Annotated in this window: 21 protein-coding genes; 15 read left to right on the forward strand and 6 right to left on the reverse strand. The window is 63.4% G+C overall.

Annotation, left to right across the window (positions count from 1 at the left end; all coding sequences use genetic code 11):
* Both gatB and LJD17_RS16110 read left to right on the forward strand, forming a co-directional pair.
* Positions 1 to 1,440: Asp-tRNA(Asn)/Glu-tRNA(Gln) amidotransferase subunit GatB (gene gatB, locus LJD17_RS16105; protein WP_264478446.1), on the forward strand; the 1,440-nt coding region annotated here is incomplete at its 5' end.
* Positions 1,437 to 1,937, forward strand: coding sequence for a GNAT family N-acetyltransferase (locus LJD17_RS16110; protein ID WP_227385222.1), 501 nt, complete (start codon positions 1,437 to 1,439; stop codon positions 1,935 to 1,937). The genes gatB and LJD17_RS16110, both read left to right, overlap by 4 nt.
* Positions 1,938 to 1,959: 22 nt before the next feature.
* Here LJD17_RS16110 and LJD17_RS16115 read toward each other — a convergent pair whose 3' ends face one another.
* The gene (locus LJD17_RS16115) at positions 1,960 to 2,364 is read right to left on the reverse strand and encodes a DUF4345 domain-containing protein (RefSeq protein ID WP_227385223.1); all 405 of its coding nucleotides are present in this window, start codon (positions 2,362 to 2,364) and stop codon (positions 1,960 to 1,962) included.
* Between the two features lie 133 nt (positions 2,365 to 2,497).
* On the opposite strand from LJD17_RS16115, the gene LJD17_RS16120 reads away from it, so the two are divergent.
* The 3 genes from LJD17_RS16120 to LJD17_RS16130 all read left to right on the forward strand — a co-directional run bounded on the left by LJD17_RS16120 (position 2,498) and on the right by LJD17_RS16130 (position 4,313).
* Positions 2,498 to 3,139 carry a glutathione S-transferase family protein gene (locus LJD17_RS16120; protein WP_227385224.1) on the forward strand — a complete coding sequence of 214 codons (642 nt, stop codon included), beginning with the start codon at positions 2,498 to 2,500 and terminating at the stop codon, positions 3,137 to 3,139.
* Positions 3,136 to 3,594, forward strand: coding sequence for a GNAT family N-acetyltransferase (locus LJD17_RS16125; protein WP_227385225.1), 459 nt, complete (start codon positions 3,136 to 3,138; stop codon positions 3,592 to 3,594). Before LJD17_RS16120 ends, LJD17_RS16125 begins: the two co-directional genes overlap by 4 nt.
* A gap of 107 nt (positions 3,595 to 3,701) precedes the next feature.
* Positions 3,702 to 4,313, forward strand: a complete 612-nt coding sequence (locus LJD17_RS16130; protein WP_227385226.1) for a LysE family translocator — start codon at positions 3,702 to 3,704, stop codon at positions 4,311 to 4,313.
* Between the two features lie 48 nt (positions 4,314 to 4,361).
* Here the strand turns inward: LJD17_RS16130 and LJD17_RS16135 are convergent, their stop codons facing one another.
* Positions 4,362 to 4,616 carry a hypothetical protein gene (locus LJD17_RS16135; RefSeq protein WP_227385227.1) on the reverse strand — a complete coding sequence of 85 codons (255 nt, stop codon included), beginning with the start codon at positions 4,614 to 4,616 and terminating at the stop codon, positions 4,362 to 4,364.
* Between the two features lie 196 nt (positions 4,617 to 4,812).
* Between LJD17_RS16135 and LJD17_RS16140 the strand changes: the two genes are divergently transcribed.
* Complete coding sequence (locus tag LJD17_RS16140; RefSeq protein ID WP_227385228.1) at positions 4,813 to 5,520, forward strand: glutathione S-transferase N-terminal domain-containing protein; 708 nt, start codon at positions 4,813 to 4,815, stop codon at positions 5,518 to 5,520.
* A 90-nt stretch (positions 5,521 to 5,610) separates the two neighbouring features.
* On the opposite strand, the gene LJD17_RS16145 is transcribed toward LJD17_RS16140, so the two are convergent.
* Complete coding sequence (locus LJD17_RS16145) at positions 5,611 to 6,018, reverse strand: DUF2147 domain-containing protein (protein ID WP_227385229.1); 408 nt, start codon at positions 6,016 to 6,018, stop codon at positions 5,611 to 5,613.
* A 225-nt stretch (positions 6,019 to 6,243) separates the two neighbouring features.
* Here LJD17_RS16145 and ndk point away from each other — a divergent pair, with 225 nt between their 5' ends.
* From ndk to LJD17_RS16160, 3 genes are all read left to right on the forward strand, one after another.
* Positions 6,244 to 6,666, forward strand: a complete 423-nt coding sequence (gene ndk, locus LJD17_RS16150; RefSeq protein ID WP_227385230.1) for a nucleoside-diphosphate kinase — start codon at positions 6,244 to 6,246, stop codon at positions 6,664 to 6,666.
* Positions 6,667 to 6,746: 80 nt separating this feature from the next.
* Positions 6,747 to 8,906, forward strand: coding sequence for a molybdopterin-containing oxidoreductase family protein (locus LJD17_RS16155; protein WP_227385231.1), 2,160 nt, complete (start codon positions 6,747 to 6,749; stop codon positions 8,904 to 8,906).
* Between the two features lie 86 nt (positions 8,907 to 8,992).
* The gene (locus tag LJD17_RS16160) at positions 8,993 to 9,355 is read left to right on the forward strand and encodes a hypothetical protein (RefSeq protein ID WP_227385232.1); all 363 of its coding nucleotides are present in this window, start codon (positions 8,993 to 8,995) and stop codon (positions 9,353 to 9,355) included.
* 68 nt (positions 9,356 to 9,423) lie between these two features.
* Here the strand turns inward: LJD17_RS16160 and purN are convergent, their stop codons facing one another.
* Together purN and purM are read right to left on the reverse strand one after the other, a co-directional pair.
* On the reverse strand, positions 9,424 to 10,071 hold the full coding sequence (gene purN, locus LJD17_RS16165) for a phosphoribosylglycinamide formyltransferase (protein ID WP_227385233.1): 648 nt from the start codon (positions 10,069 to 10,071) through the stop codon (positions 9,424 to 9,426).
* Positions 10,071 to 11,138 carry a phosphoribosylformylglycinamidine cyclo-ligase gene (purM, locus tag LJD17_RS16170; protein ID WP_227385406.1) on the reverse strand — a complete coding sequence of 356 codons (1,068 nt, stop codon included), beginning with the start codon at positions 11,136 to 11,138 and terminating at the stop codon, positions 10,071 to 10,073. Before purM ends, purN begins: the two co-directional genes overlap by 1 nt.
* Positions 11,139 to 11,316: 178 nt before the next feature.
* Here purM and LJD17_RS16175 point away from each other — a divergent pair, with 178 nt between their 5' ends.
* From LJD17_RS16175 to LJD17_RS16200, 6 genes are all read left to right on the forward strand, one after another.
* Positions 11,317 to 11,850 (forward strand): CDP-alcohol phosphatidyltransferase family protein, encoded by a 534-nt coding sequence (locus tag LJD17_RS16175; protein ID WP_227385407.1) that lies wholly within the window; start codon positions 11,317 to 11,319, stop codon positions 11,848 to 11,850.
* A 25-nt stretch (positions 11,851 to 11,875) separates the two neighbouring features.
* Complete coding sequence (locus LJD17_RS16180; protein WP_227385234.1) at positions 11,876 to 12,997, forward strand: AI-2E family transporter; 1,122 nt, start codon at positions 11,876 to 11,878, stop codon at positions 12,995 to 12,997.
* Positions 12,990 to 13,682 (forward strand): P-loop NTPase family protein, encoded by a 693-nt coding sequence (locus LJD17_RS16185; RefSeq protein WP_227385235.1) that lies wholly within the window; start codon positions 12,990 to 12,992, stop codon positions 13,680 to 13,682. Before LJD17_RS16180 ends, LJD17_RS16185 begins: the two co-directional genes overlap by 8 nt.
* Before the next feature lie 76 nt (positions 13,683 to 13,758).
* Entirely contained in the window at positions 13,759 to 15,993 is a 2,235-nt protein-coding gene (locus LJD17_RS16190) for an RNA degradosome polyphosphate kinase (protein WP_227385236.1), read from the forward strand.
* On the forward strand, positions 15,993 to 17,519 hold the full coding sequence (gene ppx, locus LJD17_RS16195) for an exopolyphosphatase (protein WP_227385237.1): 1,527 nt from the start codon (positions 15,993 to 15,995) through the stop codon (positions 17,517 to 17,519). Before LJD17_RS16190 ends, ppx begins: the two co-directional genes overlap by 1 nt.
* Positions 17,520 to 17,663: 144 nt before the next feature.
* Positions 17,664 to 18,287: a 2OG-Fe(II) oxygenase gene (locus tag LJD17_RS16200; protein WP_227385238.1), complete on the forward strand. Its 624-nt coding sequence runs from the start codon at positions 17,664 to 17,666 to the stop codon at positions 18,285 to 18,287.
* A gap of 120 nt (positions 18,288 to 18,407) precedes the next feature.
* On the opposite strand, the gene rnd is transcribed toward LJD17_RS16200, so the two are convergent.
* Positions 18,408 to 19,568 (reverse strand): ribonuclease D, encoded by a 1,161-nt coding sequence (gene rnd, locus LJD17_RS16205; RefSeq protein WP_227385239.1) that lies wholly within the window; start codon positions 19,566 to 19,568, stop codon positions 18,408 to 18,410.
* Positions 19,569 to 19,590: the final 22 nt, after the last annotated feature.

Consider the following 19,590-nt stretch of genomic DNA (forward strand, 5'->3'; position numbering starts at 1 on the left):
GGTGCGACAGGCGATTGGGAAATCGTCATCGGCATGGAAATCCATGCCCAGGTGACCAGCCAAGCGAAGCTGTTCTCCGGCGCATCCACGGCCTTCGGCGGCGACCCGAACAGCCACGTTTCCCTGGTGGACGCCGCCATGCCCGGGATGCTGCCGGTCATCAACGAGGAATGCGTGCGCCAAGCGATCCGCACGGGCCTCGGCCTGAAGGCGCAGATCAACCTCAAGAGCACGTTCGACCGGAAGAACTATTTTTATCCGGACTTGCCCCAGGGCTACCAGATCAGCCAGTACAAGAGCCCGATCGTCGGCGAAGGACAGGTGATCGTGGACGTGCCGGAGACCGGCGAAACGATCACGGTGGGCGTCGAGCGTCTCCATCTCGAGCAGGATGCCGGCAAGTCCATCCACGACCTGCACCCCACCATGAGCTTCGTCGATCTCAACCGCTCGGGGGTCGCCCTCATGGAGATCGTGTCGAAGCCGGATCTGCGCTCGTCCGACGAGGCGCGGGCCTATGTGACCAAGCTGCGCACGATCCTGCGCTATCTGGGCACCTGCGACGGCGACATGGAGAAGGGGAACCTGCGCGCCGACGTGAACGTCTCCGTCCGCCGCCCCGGCGAGCCTCTCGGCACCCGCTGCGAGATCAAGAACGTCAACTCCATCCGCTTTATCGGTCAGGCCATCGAGGTCGAAGCCCGGCGCCAGATCGGGATCCTGGAGGATGGCGGAGTCATCGATCAGGAAACCCGGCTTTTCGATCCGGGCCGCGGCGAGACCCGTTCCATGCGGTCCAAGGAAGAGGCGCACGATTACCGCTATTTCCCCGATCCGGATCTGCTGCCGCTCGAATTCGACCAGGCCTACGTGGACGATCTCGCGCAGCACCTTCCTGAGCTTCCGGACGAAAAGAAGGCCCGGTTCATCGCCGATTACGGCGTGCCGGCCTATGACGCGGGCGTGCTTGTAGCGGAGCGTGCGTCCGCGGATTTCTACGAGAATGTCGCGAAGGGCCGGGACGGCAAGGCTGCCGCGAACTGGGTCATCAACGAGCTCTTCGGCCGCCTCAACAAGGAAGGCAAGGACATCGCGTCCTCGCCCGTTTCGGCGCAGCAGCTCGGCGGGATCATCGACCTCATCGGCGAGGGCGTCATCTCGGGCAAGATCGCCAAGGACCTGTTCGAGATCGTGTTCACCGAAGGGGGCGATCCGCGCCAGATCGTGGAAACCCGCGGCATGAAGCAGGTCACCGACACGGGCGCCATCGAGACCGCGATCGATGCGGTGATCGCCGCCAATCCGGACAAGGTGGAGCAGGCAAAGGCGAAGCCGACCTTGCTGGGATGGTTCGTCGGCCAGGTGATGAAGCAGACCGGCGGCAAGGCCAACCCGCAGGCGGTGAACGAGATGCTGAAGGCGAAGCTCGGTATCGAATGAGCGACGTCGTCACGACAGCATCCGGATCCTTGCGCCCCGCTGTGGACGCGGACGCCCAGGACCTGTTCGGACTTCTGGCTCTGTGCTTTGCCGAGTATCCCGGATGTTTCATCGACCCTCATGATGATCTTCCCGATCTTCTGAGGGCCGGGTCGTCCTTCGACCGTAAGGGCGGGGCATTCTGGGTGGTCGAAGACGAGCGCGGGCGCGTCTGCGCCTGCGTCGCGGTCGATTTTCCCGAGGAGGGAACGGCGGAGCTGCACCGGCTCTATGTCCGGCCGGACCGGCGCGGAGGCGGGCTCGGCGCTTCCCTCGTGCGGCAGGCGGAGGATCATGCCCGGGAGCGGCAGGCGCGGCGCATGATCTTCTGGTCGGACACGCGCTTTACCACCGCCCATCGCCTGTATCAGCGGCTCGGGTATGTCCAGGTTCCGGGAGAGCGGGATCTCGGCGATATTTCAAACTCGGTCGAGTACCGCTTCGAGAAGGATCTCTGACGCGCCAGACGTCGTCGTGGGGTCAGGCCACCCCGAATTCCTCCGCATAGCGGTTGGCGACACGGGTTTGCCACAGGCACAGGATCGGCGCGACGATCAATTCCAGGAACAGTCCGCCGATCATGAACAGGGACGGCAATCCCGTCAGCATCAGACCAACAAGGCGACCGAGTCCGCCGATCGCGACGAGAAGGGTCAAGATCCGGAACCGGTTGGTCTTGATCTCGATGCTCGGCACCGTGCTCCAGAAGCACACGCCGATACCGAGGAGCAGGGCCGACAGAAAGCGAAAATGGCTTTCGGCCGAGATGCTCACCGCATCGCCCGTCAACGCCTGGCCGAAAAGCACACCATAGAGGCCGATCGCAACCGGCACGATGGCGACGATCGCGACCGTTTGTTGAAGAAGCCGTCGTTCCTTGTCCATGGTCGCCCCCAAGCCAACTATTCCTGAGATTCTGGTCCTTCTGACCGATTGAATCAATCCGGCACAGGACTTTCCCATTTTGCCGGTGGAGCGAATCCTCTAGGGTCCGGCCAGTTTCTCGCAGAGGTCAACGATGCCCGCACGTTTCGAACTCCACGGCATGTTCGTTTCCGGCCCGACTTACAAGGTCGGCCTGATGCTGTCCCTGGCCGGTGAGCCCTTCGATTACACGCACCTGAATCTGATGGAGGGGGAGCACAAGCGCCCGAATTACCTCTCAAAGCAGCGTTTCGGGCAGGTGCCTCTCCTGGTGGACCGGTCGAACGGCCGCCATCTTTGCCAGTCCGCCGCCATCCTTGAATATCTGGCCGATACGCTGGGCAGGTTCGGCGGCTCGTCCCTCGAAGAGCGTTTCCAGGCGCGGGAATGGCTTTATTGGGATTTCGATCGGCTTGCCTCGCCCCTCTACAGGGCTCGCTTGATCAAGGCCGGCTTCCGTCCGGCGCCTCCCGAGGTCTACGAGGATTGCCTTGCCTCCGCCAAGGCAGCGGTGAAGGTGCTCGACACGCACCTCGCCGGCCGTGACTGGCTCGTCGGGGAGGGCGTCACCATCGCCGACGTCGATATCTATGGCGTGATCGCCTTCGCGGATGCCGCCGGAATCGACCTGAACGATTATCCGAACGTTGCGGCCTGGAAGGCGAGAATAGAGGCGCTGCCCGGATTCCAGCCTGCCGACGCGCTGTTGCCGAAAACCTCCCGTGAGGCCGCATGAGCGCCCTGACGTTCCGAGAGGCCGCGCCACAGGATCTCGAGGCGATCATCCGCCTTCACGAAGAGGATGAGCTGGGAAGCCATGGCGATGCCTGGACGCCTGAAAACCGACCGGCCTACGAGGCGGCCTTTGCGGCGATCGCGCAGAGTTCGGAAAACAGCCTCTTCGTAGCCCTCGACCGGGACGAAGTGGTCGGCACGTTTCAGCTCACCTTCATCCCCAACCTGACGAGCCGCGGAGCGCTCCGCGTGAAGGTCGAGAGCGTGAAGGTCAAAGGCGCCCGCCGCTCCGGCGGCATCGGCTCTCAGATGATGATCTTTGCGGAGGAGGAAGCGCGGCGCCGGGGCGCAGGCATGCTGGAACTGACCTCCAACAAGACCCGCACGGAGGCCCACCGCTTCTACGAACGGCTCGGCTACACCCGCAGCCACGAAGGCTTCAAGAAGAAGCTCTGACGACTTCGGCGGAGGACGTCCGGCTGTCCTGGCGATCCGTCGGAAGCGGGGCGGCTTGCAAGGTTGGCCAAGGGAGCAATACTCTCCGAGCGGCAAGGGGAGTGCTCATGACGACGACCGCGCTGATCGCTTACGTAGCAGCCCTGTTTCTGGCGGCGGCCACTCCCGGCCCGGCCATGTTTGCCGTGATTTCCACGGGCCTTACCCGGGGAGCCAGATCCGGCGTGGCCGTTGGGCTCGGTAGCGCCGCAGGGGATATGGCGCTGGTATCTCTGGCCCTTGTCGGCCTTGCGGCCCTGGCAGCTGCATTCGGATGGGTGTTCGCCGTCGTAAAATATGCCGGCGCCGCTTACCTGATCTGGATCGGCATCAAGATGTGGCGCAAGGCAGCCGAGGCCCTCCAGGACGCTCCGGCACGCCCGGGCGGTCGCTTCCGATCCGCGGTGCTGGGTGCGGCAATCGCCTTCGGCAATCCGAAGGCGATCCTCTTTCACGCCAGCCTGATGCCGCTCCTCCTGGACATCAGCGCCCTGAGGGCATCCGACATCGCCGTGGTGCTGGCAGCGGTTTGTTTCGTGAACGTCGCGACCATGTCGTTCTATGCGGCCTTGGCCGGGCGGGCATCGCAATGGTTCCGCACCCCGGCCCGCATGCGCTGGGTCGGCCGCGTCGCCGGAGGCGCCATGGTCGGTACGGGCGCCCTCATCGCAACCCGATGAGGGGCCCGTCCGGCGGCCTGGGCCGTTTCTGAGGGCGGATGCCTCAGGTCAGGCCTTGTCGCCGCCTTTGATGCGCTTGTTGCAGTCGCTCCAGAATTTCGGCCACTTCATGTCTTTCGTGACCTTGCCGGCCGCCTTGGCGTCCTTCCATTCGGCGCTGCATTTCTTCATGCGTTCCCGCGCCGCGAGCTGACCGGCGGTCGGCTCCTTTTTCGGCGTGGATTGAGCCGATGCCGGGAGCGGCGCGGCGAGCAGAAGAGCGGCCGTCACGGCCAGAGCGGTGCGCGAGATCAGGTTCGTCATCGAATCCCCCTAAAGGCCCCATGTTATGAAAACGGGCGCTTTGGGCATCTCATATGAAACGTTGAAACATGCAAGTCGGACACGGCGGCCATGCGCGCTGTCCACGGAAATTCGTTGCGATTGGTAGCGACCGTCACAATCTTATGTCTTAACGTCCCACGACGAACGTTTCGTTCATGACCAGGAGAGGAATGTCATGGCGGGAGCCGCCCAACAACCCATCGATCTCTACTACTGGCCGACACCGAACGGATGGAAGATCACCATCATGCTCGAGGAAACGGGGCTTCCCTATACGGTCCATCCGGTGAATATCGGCAAGGGCGATCAATTCCAGCCTGACTTCCTCGCCATTTCGCCGAACAACAAGATGCCCGCCATCGTCGATCCCGCGGGGCCGGACGGCAAGCCGATCTCGGTCTTCGAGTCCGGGGCCATTCTGCAATATCTCGGCCGAAAGACCGGCCAGTTCTACCCGCGGGACGAGCGCAGCCGCGTCGAGGTCGATCAGTGGCTCTTCTGGCAGATGGGAGGGTTCGGCCCGATGCTCGGCCAAACCCACCATTTCCGCATCTACGCGCCGGAGAAGGTGCCTTACGCCATCGAGCGCTATACCAACGAGACCAACCGCCTCTACGGCGTTCTGAACCAGCGGCTTGCCGACCGCGAGTTCGTGGCCGGCGCGTATTCCATCGCCGACATGGCCATCGCCCCCTGGGCCAAGCTCTGGGAACGGCAGGGCCAGAACATCGAAGAGTTTCCCAACGTCAAGCGCTGGCTTGCCGCCGTGCTGGCCCGCCCCGCCGTCACGAAGGCCATCGCCGTCAGCTCCGAGGAGAAGGCGAAGACCGATCTCAAGGATCCGGCTGTTCAGGCCATTCTTTTCGGCCAACGGGCCCGGTAGCGCTGGTGAAACGGGTCTACCCTCCGGACCGTGCGGGAGGGTAGGGCCCCTTCAATCGGCCTCAAAGGGCCGATCCGACCGGTTTCCCGGTCAGTTGACCTTGGTCCAGGTCTGCGAGCGGCAGACGAGGCCACCGAGGATGCAGCCGGAGAGCTGCATGGCTTTGCCGCCCTGGAACGACATCTTGCCGGTATAGGTCTTCCCGTCCTTGTAATTATAGAGCTGTCCCGTAAAACCTTCGCCGGAAGGCTGGAGGTTGGAGATCATCTGGACGCCAACGAGGTTCCGCCCCTTCAGGTTGGGATCGGGATTGTTGACGTCCTTCGTCTCCCCTTCAACGGCGACGATCGTTCCGCAATAGGCGCTCCCGCACTTGGCCACCCGGACCCGGGTTTCGCGGCTCTCGCTGAGATAGGTACCGCTCGGATCGGTGGATTGGGCCTGGGCGGAGCCCGCGAGGGACAGCAATATCATGGCGGCGAAGGCGACAGGTTTCATGTTTCACTCCGGAAAAGCCGGTCTTCGGACGGACCGTGCCTGAGACACTAGGGCATTTCCGACCGAAGAATACGGGATCCGGCGAGGAAAACGCCGTCGGGGGCGAAAAGCACGATAACTCTGTTGCCAATCTCGCCTTCGCAGGCGCTAAAAGGCCCTTGAGGCCTTGGAAAGCGGCCGGTATAAGCGCCCCACTTTCCATATTTCTCTTCAAGAGTGAGTTTCATGGCCATTGAGCGCACCTTCTCCATCCTTAAGCCCGACGCGACCGAGCGGAACCTGACCGGCGCCATCAACGCCGTCATCGAGAAAGCCGGCCTGCGCATCGTGGCGCAGAAGCGCATCATCATGAGCCGCCGCGAGGCCGAGACATTCTACGCCGTTCACAAGGAACGCCCCTTCTTCGGCGAGCTCGTGGACTTCATGATCTCCGGCCCGGTGGTGGTGCAGGTACTCGAAGGCGACAACGCCGTGGTCCGCTACCGTGAGATCATGGGTGCGACCAACCCGGAGAGCGCCGCCGAAGGCACGATCCGTAAGCTCTATGCGAAGTCGATCGGCGAAAACTCCGTCCATGGTTCGGACAGCCAGGACAACGCCAAGATCGAGATCTCCCAGTTCTTCTCGGGCAACGAGATCGTCGGCTAAGGCCTAGATGATATGGCATAGGAAGGCCGCCTCCGGGCGGCCTTTTCGTTTTCGGGATCCTCGTCCATGATGCCCTCGCCATGAACCAAAGTCCTCGCGTCGAACGCCGCCCCTCCGTCTGCCCCCATGACTGCCCGTCGACCTGTTCGCTCGATGTGGAGGTGATCGATGGCCGCTCCATCGGCCGCGTGCACGGAGCCCGAAGCAACACGTATACGGCGGGGGTCATTTGCGCGAAGGTGGCGCGATATGCGGAGCGCATCCATCATCCGGACCGTCTCCTTCATCCCCTGAGGCGTATCGGTCCGAAAGGCTCCGGCGCGTTCGAGCGCGTGTCCTGGGACGAGGCGCTCGACATCGTGGCGGCGAAATTCCTCGAGGCGGAGAGGGATTTTGGCTCCGCATCGGTCTGGCCCTATTACTACGCCGGGACCATGGGCTACGTCATGCGCGACGGCATCAACCGCTTGCGTAACGTCAAGAAATATTCCGGCCAGTATTCGACCATTTGCACCGCAACCTCGTACACCGGTTTCGTCGCCGGGACAGGCCGGCTCGCGGGCCCCGATCCGCGCGAGATGGCGGTGTCGGATTGCGTCGTGATCTGGGGCACCAACGCGGTGCATACGCAGGTCAACGTGATGACCCACGCGCTCAGGGCACGCAAGGAGCGCGGGGCCAAGATCGTGGTCGTGGACATCTACATGAACGCGACGATGAAGCAGGCCGACATGGCGCTGCTCGTGAAACCGGGAACGGACGGCGCTCTCGCCTGCGCCGTCATGCACGTGCTGTTCCGGGACGGCTATGCGGACCGCGCCTATCTCGCCCGCTACACCGATCGTCCGCAGGAATTCGAAGCGCATCTTAAAAGTCGCACTCCTCAATGGGCCGCAGCGATCACAGGGCTCTCGGTGGATGAGATCGAGGCGTTCGCGCGCCTCGTCGGCGAGCGCAAGCGAACCTATTTCCGCCTCGGTTTCGGTTTCGCCCGTCAGCGCAACGGTTCGATCAACATGCATGCGGCCTCATGCATTCCGGCGGTGACGGGAGCCTGGCAGCATGAAGGGGGCGGCGCCTTTCACAGCAACAGCGCCATCTATCATTGGAACAAGGGCCTCATCGAAGCGCACGAGACGGTCGATACGTCCATCCGTCGTCTGGACCAGTCGCAGATCGGCCGCATCCTGACGGGGGATCCGGATGCGCTGCTCCATGGGCCTCCGGTCAAGGCCATGCTGATCCAGAACACCAATCCGGTCTCCGTTGCGCCGGAACAGGAGCTCGTGAAGCGTGGTTTCTCGCGGGAGGATCTGTTCGTCTGCGTGCATGAGCAGTTCATGACCGAAACGGCGCGAATGGCCGATATCGTCTTGCCCGCGACCATGTTCATGGAGCACGACGACCTTTATTCCGCCGGTGGGCATCAGCATTTCCAGGTGGGTCCGAAACTCATCGAGCCGCCGGGCGAGTGCCGAAACAATCACGAGGTGATTCACGCCATCGCTCAGCGGGTCGGTGCCGCGCATCGCGCCTTCGACATGGAGCCGCGGGCGCTGATCGACGGGACGTTGAAGGATTCCGGCTGGGGCTCGCTTGCGGATCTGGAAGCGAGAGTGCACGTCGATGCGCAGCCGCCTTTCCGAGAGGCCCACTATCTCGACGGCTTCGCCTATCCGGATGGCAAATTCCGGTTCATGCCCGACTGGACAAAGGTTCCATCGGGCAACAACGGCCCGATGGGGCCATGGACGGCGATTCCGTCCTTCCCGGACCACTGGGCCGTTATCGAGGAAGCGACCGGCGAGCATCCGTTCCGTCTGGCGACGAGCCCCGCGCGGCAATTCCTCAATTCGACCTTCAACGAGACGCCGACCTCCCGGGAGAAGGAGGGGCGTCCGGAGGTGATGATTCATCCCCTCGATGCCGGGCCTCTCGGCATTGGCGACGGAGACTGGGTCCAGCTGAAAAACCATCGCGGGGACGTGTACTTGAGGGCGCGCCTGTTCGACGGCGTGAGGCGCGGCGTGCTGATTGCGGAGGGACTCTGGCCGAACGAGGCGCACCCTCATGGTCGGGGCATCAATACGCTGACCGGAGCGGATCAACCGGCACCCTATGGCGGTGCCGCTTTTCACGACAACCGGGTGGCTCTGGCGAAAGTCGATCCGGCCATCGCGTCGGCCCCGTCACTTTCCTCAGCGGCAGATAAAAGGGCGGCAGAGGCCATCGTTGTCTAAGTCTTAAGGCTATTCATGCCAGCCTCTTGACCCTGACGGGGCGAGCCTATCCTTAAGCTCGAACCTTCGTTCCTTCAGGAGTCCCCATGAGAGCCGTTCTTCGTCCGGTGCTGGCTGCAATCGCCATCGCCGCTTCCACCCATGCCGCCTTCGCAGCCGCCTCCAACACGCCCACGCAATATGCGGTGGATCCTGCGCTGAAGACCGCGAGCATCGGTGAATTGCAATCCCGCGTTCGCCAGGCCTGCGCGGTGACGCAGGCGAAGCTTCAGAACGTGAGCGAGTTCTCGCTGTCGCGCAAATGTGATTGCTACGCGGGCCGTACCATGAGGTCCCTGAGCGCCGACGAGGTCCAGGCCTATCGCGATACCGGCGTCTTCAACGAAGGCGCGCGCGCGAAGGCCCTCGGGGCGCTCGATTCCTGCAAGCTGCAGCGACCGGCCCTGTAAGCGGCGGTCCTTTCGGATCCTTCAGCCCCTGCGCACCCGCTCCGGTGCGCGGGTGATCTGCATAAAGGTCACGAGGGGGAACGAAGAGCCCCCTCGGCATTCCAGCCCTTCGTGAACAGGACGCGCCCGCGGTCGAGGCTGGCACGGCCGTCGCAGATCATCCGGAGGGCCTGCGGGTACAGCAGGTGCTCCTGCGCCAGAACCCGCTTTGCGAGGCTGTCTTCCGTGTCCCCGGGAATAACCGGCACGACCGCTTGCGCCACGATCGGCCCGGCATCCAGTTCGGGCACGACGAAATGCACGGTGCAGCCATGCACCAGCACACCTTCCTCCAGGGCCCGCTTGTGCGTGTGAGTTCCACGGAACAGGGGCAGCAGGGACGGATGAATGTTGATCATCCGGCCTTCCCAGCGTTCCACGAACCACGACGTGAGCACGCGCATGAAACCGGCGAGGCAGACAAAATCGATGTCACGGCTCCGGAGGGCCTCATCGATGGCTTGCTCGAAGGACTCGCGGGTGGAATAGGCCTTGTGATCGATGGCAAGCGCCTCGATCCCGGACGCTTTGGCGCGCTCAAGCCCGCCGGCATCCGGGCGATTGGAAAGCACGAGGGCGATCTCGCCGGGAAACTCGGTCTTCTGCGCGGCCTCGATGAGCGAGACCATGTTGGAGCCGCGCCCGGAGATCAGAACGGCGATGCGACGTCGGTTCATCAGAGGGCCAGGCGTCCGGAGGTTTGAACCGCTTCGCCCGTGGTGAGGGAAACCGTCTCGCCGATACGAATCGGATTTTCGCCGGCGGCGCGCAGGCGTGCCATGACTTCGTCCGCCTTATCGGCGGCGGCAACGACGATCATGCCGATCCCGCAGTTGAAGGTGCGCAGCATTTCCGCCTCGGCAACGCCGCCGGTCCCGGCCAGCCAGCCGAAGACCGGTGGAACCGGAATGGCGTTCAGGTCGAGGCGGACCCCGACGCTCTCAGGCAGAACCCGCGGAATGTTGTCGGGAAACCCGCCGCCGGTGATGTGGCACAGCGCGTTGATCCCGTCGCCGTCTCTCAAGGCTGCAAGAAGCGGCTTCACATAGATCCGGGTCGGCTCGAGAAGCGCCTGGGCGAGGCTGCTGCCTTGGGCGAACGGCGCCTCATCGGTCCATTGGAGGCCGGAGAGCTCGACGATCCGCCGGACCAACGAGAAACCATTGGAATGGACACCGGAGGAGGGTAGCCCGATCAGGACGTCCCCGACGGCCACATCCTTGGGCAGAAGGGTCCCGCGCTCGGCCGCGCCGACGGCGAAGCCCGCGAGATCGTAGTCACCACGGGCATAAAGGCCCGGCATTTCCGCCGTTTCTCCGCCGATCAGGGCGCAGCCCGCCAGGCGGCAGCCTTCGGCGATGCCCTTGACGATGGCCACGCCGACCTCGGGCTCGAGCTTCCCGGTCGCGAAATAGTCGAGGAACAGCAGGGGTTCTGCGCCCTGAACGATGATGTCATTGACGCACATCGCCACGAGATCGATCCCGATCGTGTCGTGAATGCCCGTATCGATGGCGATCTTGACCTTGGTCCCGACACCGTCATTGGCGGCCACAAGGATCGGGTCCTTGAATCCGGCAGCCTTCAGATCGAAGAGGCCGCCAAATCCGCCGATCTCGGCATCCGCGCCAGGGCGCCGGGTGGAGCGCACCAAGGGCTTGATCTGGTCGACCATGGCGTTGCCGGCATCGATATCGACGCCTGCCTGTGCGTAGGTGAGCCCGTTCTGCTGTTTCTCGGTCATCGGCAGTCCCCGTCCATGCGGGGCAGTAAGGCGAGAGGCCGCCAGAGGCAAGGGGTTTGTGCGTGGACCGGCGTCCGTCGCCATCGCGACGCGCTCCATCCCCTCGGGGAGCGACATGGCGACAGTCTCAAGCGTCGCCGTTGCGATTGCCGTTTCGACACCCCATCCTTCTGTGACGATGACGATCCCAAACTTTATTACAATCGCGCGCCTCATCATTGTGCCGTTCCTGATCGTGATGATCATGCAAGGGCGCTGGGAAACTGCCTTTGTGCTGTTCGTGGCGGCGGGGATATCGGACGCCGCCGATGGGTTCATCGCCCGGCGTTTCGACATGCGCAGCGAGTTCGGGGCCTATATCGATCCTATCGCCGACAAGGCCCTGCTGGTTTCGATCTACGTCACGCTGGCCGTTGTGGCGGCAATCCCCGGCTGGCTCGCCATTGCGGTCGTCTCGAGAGATGCGATGATCGTCGGAGCCGTGCTCCTGTCGTGGGTCATGCAGCGGCCCGTGGAAATCAAGCCGATCGGCTTCAGCAAGCTCAATACCGGCGCCCAAATCGCCTTTGCGGCCCTTGTGCTCGGGACCAATGCCTTTGGGGTTGCTGTGGACGATACGCTCCGGCTTGCCATGATGGCTCTCGTCGCCGCCTTGACCGTTGCCTCTGCGGGTGCCTATCTCGGAGGATGGCTCCGGCACATGAGCGGCTAGGGCAGGAGAGGGACGAGACCCGGCAATGACGGTCCAGCGGCAGATTGCTTTTTGGCTCGTGGCCTTCGTGGTCACCGTGACGCTGCTTATGGTCCTGCGCACGGTCCTGCTGCCCTTCGTGGCCGGCTTCGCCCTTGCTTATCTGCTCGACCCCCTGGCCGACCGGCTCCAGCGCATCGGCATCGGCCGCCTGGGCGCCAGCCTGGTCATCCTGATCCTCTTCGTCCTGATCTTCATCGTTCTGCTGGTGGTGGTGGTGCCCCTGGCTGCCCAGCAGGTCGGCGCCTTCGTCCAGCGGCTGCCAAGCTACGTCGCCAGGCTTCAGCAGCTGGCGGTCGAGCAGGGCGGTCCCCTCATCGAGCGGTTCGGCGGTTCCAGCGCCCTTTCCGAGATGCAGACCTCGGTGGGCAATCTCCTGAGCCAGGGCATCGCCTGGGTCGGGGCCTTTCTCCAGTCCCTTTGGTCGGGGGGACAGGCCCTGCTCAGCATCTTCTCGCTTCTCGTCGTGACCCCGGTCGTGGCCTTTTACATGCTTGTCGACTGGGATCGCATGGTGGCGACCGTCGATTCCTGGATGCCTGTGCGTCAACGAGAGACGATCCGGGCGATCGCGCGCGACATCGATATGGCGATTGCGGGATTCGTGCGCGGGCAGGCGATGGTCTGTATCATCCTGGGCACTTTCTACGCGGTCGGACTATCCCTTATCGGCCTGAATTTCGGCGCCATGATCGGCATGACGTCCGGGATCCTGAGCTTCATCCCCTATGTGGGTTCGCTCACCGGGCTGATCCTCTCCATGGGGGTCGCGATCGTGCAGTTCTGGCCGGATTGGACCTGGATTCTCGCAACTCTCGGGGTCTTCGTGTTCGGACAGTTCGTCGAGGGCAACATCCTGTCGCCGAAGCTCGTCGGCGATTCAGTCGGTCTGCATCCCGTCTGGCTGATGTTCGCGCTTCTCGCCTTCGGTGCGCTCTTTGGCTTCGTCGGCCTGCTCATGGCCGTGCCGCTCGCGGCCGCGATGGGCGTGATCGCCCGGTTTGCCCTCAAGCAATACCTGGCGAGCCCAATCTATCGAGGAGCCGACCCGGTCATCCTGATGCCGGGCCCGGAGGATGACAAGAAGCGGATCGAATTCGATGCGTGAGGGCCCCAAGCAGCTCGCCTTTGACCTTCCCCTCGATCCGCGCTTCGGACGCGAGGATTTCCTCGTCAGCCCTTCGAACGAGCAGGCTTACGCCTTCATCGAAAGCTGGCCCGACTGGCCCGATACCACCCTGATGCTTCATGGGCCGCGCGGCAGCGGCAAGAGCCATCTTGCGGCGATCTGGGCGGAACTGGCCCATGCGTGGACCATCGACGCGTTCGAGGTCGTCAAGGACAAGGTTCCCCATCTCGTCTCCAACGGTGCGCTGGTCATCGAGGATCTCGACCGGGTCGAGCGCGACGAGGCTTCCCTGTTCCACCTGCTGAACCTTGCCCGCGAGAAGCGCGCCTTCGTGTTGATGACCTGCGCGACACCGCCGGATACCTGGGGGATCCGGACGCCGGATTTGCTGTCCCGCCTGCGCCTTGCGGCCACCGTGTCCCTCGACCCGCCCGATGATGCGCTTCTCAGGGCAGTACTGGTGAAGCTGTTCGTGGATCGGCAACTCGTGGTCGATACCAGCGTTGTCGATTACATTGCTTTGCGCATCGAGCGGTCGCTTGCCAGGGCCGCCGAGGTGGTGACGCTCCTCGACAAGGAGGCCTTGAGTCGGGGGCGGCGCGTATCGCGCGCCATCGCATCGGAAATTTTAGGGGCCATTCAGGACGCTGATGAGATCGATTGAAGACGAGGTAAAGCCTCCGACATCAAGCCGTCGTGAAACCGTCACGAAGTCCAAACCAAAACGGGCTCCGCGAAAGATGACGGAGACCGATGTGCGCAGCGCCCTTGTGTTGGACGAAGCCGAAATCGTCAGTGAAGTTCCGGCCCCGAAGGCACCGCCGGACATCGAACTCGACGGCGCGATCCTGCGCCAGTTTCCGCAGCGCTTCATCAATCGCGAGCTGTCATGGCTCCAGTTCAATCGCCGCGTTCTGGAGGAGGCTTCGAATCGGAACCACCCGCTTCTGGAGCAGCTGCGCTTCCTGTCGATTTCCGCAGACAACCTCGATGAATTCTTCATGGTTCGTGTCGCCGGTCTGCGCGGCCAAGTTCGATCCGGCGTGGCGACGACGTCCCAGGATGGACTGACACCTCAGGAGCAGCTCTCGAAAATCGCCGTCGAGGTGTCCAAGCTCGCCTCCGACCAGCAAGGGCGATGGAGGGAACTGAGAACTTCCTTGCAGGAGGAAGGGATCGTCCTCGTGGACGGCTCGGGCCTGACGAAACCAGAAGCGTCGTGGCTGGAAGATTACTTTCTCAACCACATCTTCCCGGTTCTGACGCCGCTCGCCATCGATCCGGCCCATCCGTTCCCGTTCATTCCCAATCTGGGCTCGTCGATCGCCCTCAAGCTCGTCCGCCAGAGCGACGGCAAGGTTCTGAACGCGCTGATCCGCCTTCCCGTGAAGGCAGAGCGCTTCATCCGTCTTCCCGATTTTTCTGAGACCGGCTCGACCCGCTTCATCGCGCTCGAACAGATGATCGTGCTCTACACGAGCCGGCTCTTTCCGGGCTACAACGTCCAGGGGCAGGGGGCATTTCGCGTCATCCGCGACTCCGATCTCGAAGTGGAGGAAGAGGCCGAGGATCTCGTCCGGCACTTCGAGACCGCCCTCAAGCGCAGGCGTCGCGGCAGCGTCATTCGTCTCGAAGTCGAAAGCGCCATGCCGGAGGATCTGCGGCAGTTCGTGACCGAGGAGCTCGAGATCGCCGAGGACGAGCTCTTCGTCGTCGAGGGAATGCTCGGCCTCAACGACCTGTCTCAGCTCGTGAGCCTCGAGCGCCCGGACCTGAAGTTCAAGCCGTACAACCCACGCTTTCCCGAGCGGATTCGCGAGCACAGCGGTGATTGCTTCGCAGCCATCCGGGAGAAGGACATCATCGTCCATCATCCCTATGAATCCTTCGATGCCGTCGTGCAGTTCCTGCATCAGGCTGCGCGCGATCCGAACGTCGTGGCGATCAAGCAGACGCTGTACCGCACCTCCTCGAACTCACCGATCGTCGCGGCACTCGCCGAGGCCGCCGAGGCCGGAAAGTCCGTGACGGCTCTCGTGGAGCTGAAGGCCCGCTTCGACGAGGAGGCGAATATCCGCTGGGCGCGCGATCTCGAGCGTGCCGGTGCGCAGGTCGTGTTCGGTTTCATCGAGCTGAAGACCCACGCGAAGCTGTCCATGGTCGTGCGCCGCGAGGGCGGGCAGCTCATCACCTATTGCCATGTGGGAACCGGCAACTACCACCCCATCACGGCGCGCATCTACACGGACCTGTCCTTCTTCACCGCCGATCCGGTGATCGGACGCGATGTTTCGCGCATCTTCAACTTCGTCACCGGCTACGCGGAGCCGGCGGAGCTGGAGCGCATGGCGGTGTCGCCGATCAACCTGAAGCAGCGTCTCCTCCAGCACATCGGCGAAGAGATCTCCCATGCGAAGGCCGGGCGTCCCGCGGCGATCTGGGGCAAGTGCAATTCCCTGGTTGATCCGGTCATCATCGATGCGCTCTACGATGCAAGCGCCGCCGGTGTGCAGATCGATCTCATCGTTCGCGGCATCTGCTGTCTGCGTCCGGGAATTCCGGGACTTTCTGAGAATATCCGGGTGAAGTCCATTGTCGGGCGCTTCCTGGAGCACACGCGCATCTACGCGTTCGGCAACGGCCAGGGACTTCCCAACCAGAAGGCCCACGTCTACATCTCCTCGGCGGACCTGATGCCGCGCAATCTCGACCGGCGGGTCGAGGCGCTGCTCCCGATCCTCAATCCGACGGTCCATCAGCAGGTTCTGGATCAGATCATGCTCGCCAATCTCCTGGACAACGAGCAGAGCTGGATGGTGCTTCCCGACGGTACCAGCCGCCGGATCGTTCCTGCGAAAGGCGAGGAGCCTTTCAATGCCCATAGGTACTTCATGACCAATCCGAGTTTGTCGGGCCGCGGCAAGTCCCTCAAGACGTCGAGCCCGAAGGCGCTCGCCAAGCGCGGGCAGCGCTGATGGTTCTGGCTGAGCGCAGCGAGGCGCAGGGGCGGCTCAAGATCGGCCGCCCGGTCGCCATCATCGATATCGGCTCGAACTCGGTCCGCCTTGTCGCCTATGAGGGCGTCTCCCGGGCTCCCACGCCCATCTATAACGAGAAGGTGCTCTGCGGCCTCGGGCGCCATGTGGCCACGACGGGTCGCCTCGACGATGACGCGGTGGAACGAGCGTTGCGAGCTCTCGCCCGGTTCCGGGTGCTTTGCGACACCATGGACGTCTCGGAAATCTATGTGCTGGCGACGGCAGCCGCCCGGGACGCCTCCAATGGTCCGGCTTTTCTCGAGGCGGCCGAAAGGGCCTGCGGTTGCTCCATCGAGCTGCTGTCCGGCGCAAGGGAAGCGCAATTCTCGGCTTACGGGGTGGTCTCCGGGTTCTTTCGTCCCGACGGGGTCGTGGGCGACATGGGCGGCGGCAGCCTCGAATTGGTGGACGTGAAGGGCGATCAGGTCGGAGAGGGCGTTACGATGCCTCTCGGAGGCCTCGCACTTCAGGACCTCAGCGGCGGATCCCTGCGCCGCGCGGAGCGGATCATCCGCACGTCCCTGGAAAGGGCTGCCGATCAACTCGCAAGCCTTCACGGCCGCACGTTCTATGCGGTGGGCGGCACCTGGCGTGCCCTGGCGCGGCTGCATCAGGCGGTTGTCGGCTACCCGCTTCACGTGATGCACAATTACGTCATCAACCCCGATGACAGCATGGACTTCCTGCACCTCGTCGAGGATGCGGAGGCCAAGACCCTGAAGGATATCGAGAGCATCTCCGAGGCACGGCGCCCCTTGCTCGCCTATGGGGCGATCCTGCTCGAGCAGATCATCCGTCTGGGCGAGCCTCGGGAGATTGCCATCTCCGCCCTCGGCGTCCGCGAAGGCCTGCTCTACGACAAGCTCGATGCCGACAAGCGCCGGCTCGACCCACTGCTTCGCGCAGCGAGCGACCTCAATCTGCTTCGGTCGCGCTCCCCCCGTCACGGGGAAGAGCTTTGGGAGTGGACCAGCAGCTTCATCGAATCCGTGGGGCTGCCCGAAACCGAATATGAGCGCCGCCTGCGGCAAGCCGGATGCCTCCTGGCCGATATCGGCTGGCGGGCCCATCCCGATTATCGGGGTGAGCAGAGCCTGAACCTCATCGCCTATGGGGCGTTCGTGGGCTTGGATCACCCGGGACGGGCTTATCTTGCCCTGTCGAACTTCTTCCGGCACGAGGGCCTCTCGCCCGACAAGGTCGGGTCCCGGATCGTGACGCTGGCGGGCTCACGCCTGATGGAGCGGGCACGGTTGCTGGCCGCCATGATGCGGGTCGCCTTTCCTGTATCGGTCGCCATGGAGGGGGTCCTGCCGCAGACGCCACTCATCGCCAGGGGCCGGAATGTCGTCCTGCAGCTGCCGGGCCATCGGGCCGATCTTGCCAACGAGCGGCTCGTCGGCCGCCTCAAGGCCCTGGCGAAGCTCCTCAACCTCGATCCCGTCATCGAGATCATTTCCTGACCGGCTCGGGAACGCCCTTTCCTTTTCGGCTCGGGGAGTCTCGCTCGGCGGTCATGCGTTGTCGGGTCGCGCTTGTGCGGCCCGGCTGGTATATGAGCGCGATCTAGAGTAGAAAATCGCTGCCTTAAGGCCAGGGAGACCTTCATGCAGACCATTGATCTGAATGCCGTCCGTAACGCCAAGACGTCAAAGCAGCCCTATGACTTTCTGCTGACGGAGAACATTCTCAGGGCGGATGTCATCGATGATCTGCGGCGGGATTTTCCCGATATCGAGAAGCCCGGCTACCTGACCGTCGACGAGGTCAAGCTCCAAGGCCGCTTCAAAACCCTGATCGATGAACTCGAAGGTCCGGAGCTCACGGAGGAGCTTTCCAAGAAGTTCGGGATCAATCTTCACCAGTATCCCCGCCTGACCACGATCATGAAGCGCTCCCAGCCGAAATACGGCGCGATTCATACGGACGGGCCGTCCAAGGTCATGACCATGCTGGTCTATATGAACGACGATTGGAACCAGGGAGACGGGGGACGCCTGCGCGTTCTCTATGACGGACAGAATTTCGAGCCCTACGCCCTGGAAGTGCCGCCGACCATGGGCACCATGTTCGCCTTCCTGCGCTCGGATAATTCCTGGCACGGCCATCGCCCCTTCGTCGGCGAGCGGCGGGTGGTCCAGATCGCCTGGGTCAAGAGCCAGGCCGACGTCGACCGCAAGAAGAAGCACAACAAGTTGGCCCAGTTCTTCAAGGGCATCTTCGGGCGGTGAGTCGGCCGTCATTGCAAGACCGAGTGCAAAGCAGCGCTTCTGATGCGAAGCTCTCCCTGCGGTGGCGAAACCCGGGGAGGGGCTCGTCACGGTCGGTGGAGATGCGAGCCGCCCGCACCTTCAAGCTGGCGTAATCGCCTGCATCTTTACCCGTCCCCGTTCCAGAACAAGACCCAGCTGCCCATTCTTGAGCGCCAGCGCCTTTTCTCCGAAGAGGGCGCGCCGCCAGCCGTGAAGGGACGGGACATCGGCATCGTCGTCCTCCGCGATCGCCTCCAGATCGTCCACGGTGGCGATGATCTTCGGCGCGACGCCTTCCTGTTCGGAGACCGCCTTCAGCAGAACCTTCAGCAAATCAACGACCGCGCCGGTATTGCCCCGTCCGCGGCTGCGCTCGGGGATCGGCACGCTCGCCGGATCCCGGGTCAGGCCCCGCTCGACGGCTTCGAGAATATCCGCTCCCGTCCGGGAACGCTCGAACCCATTGGGAATCGTCCGCAGGCGGCCGAGAGCCTCGACGCTGCGCGGGCCGGAAACCGCGATGTCGATGAGCGCATCGTCCTTGAGAATACGACCGCGCGGAACGTCCCGGCTCTGCGCCTCACGCTCGCGCCAGGCCGCGACTTCCATGAGGACCGCCACTTCCTTGACCTTGCGGACACGCCCGAAGAGGCGCCTCCAGGCGTTGTCCGGATCGGCCTGATAGGTTTCCGGGGACGAGAGGATCCCCATCTCCTCGTCCAGCCAGGGCAGGCGACCGTTCTTCTCCAGCTGCGCCACCAAGGCCTCGTAGACCTTCACCAGATGGGTCACGTCGGACAGAGCATAGGTGAGCTGGGCATCGGTCAGGGGCCGCCGGGACCAGTCTGTGAAGCGCGATGACTTGTCGATGCGCGCCTTGGCAAGGTCATTGGCGAGCTGTTCGTAGGAAACCGAGTCGCCGTAGCCGCACACCATGGCGGCCACCTGGGTATCGAACAGGGGCTCCGGGACGATTCCGCCTAGGTTCCAGATGATCTCCAGATCCTGCCGCGCCGAATGGAATACCTTGACCACGTTGCGGTTCGCCATCAGCGCCATGAACGGCGCGAGGTCGATCTCCGGGGCCAGGGGGTCGATCAGGCACGCGTCGGCGGGGTCCGGCCCTGCCATCTGAATCAGGCAGAGCTTCGGATAGTAGGTCGTCTCCCGTAGGAATTCCGTGTCAACGGTCACGAACGGGTGGGCGGCAAGGCGGTCACAGGCCCGGCGAAGGGCATCGGTGGAAGAGATCAGTTCCATAAAGGCGTTTTAGCGGAAGCTT

Origin of the sequence: Microvirga rosea (assembly GCF_020595095.1) — a bacterium.
GTDB classification, from domain to species: domain Bacteria; phylum Pseudomonadota; class Alphaproteobacteria; order Rhizobiales; family Beijerinckiaceae; genus Microvirga; species Microvirga rosea.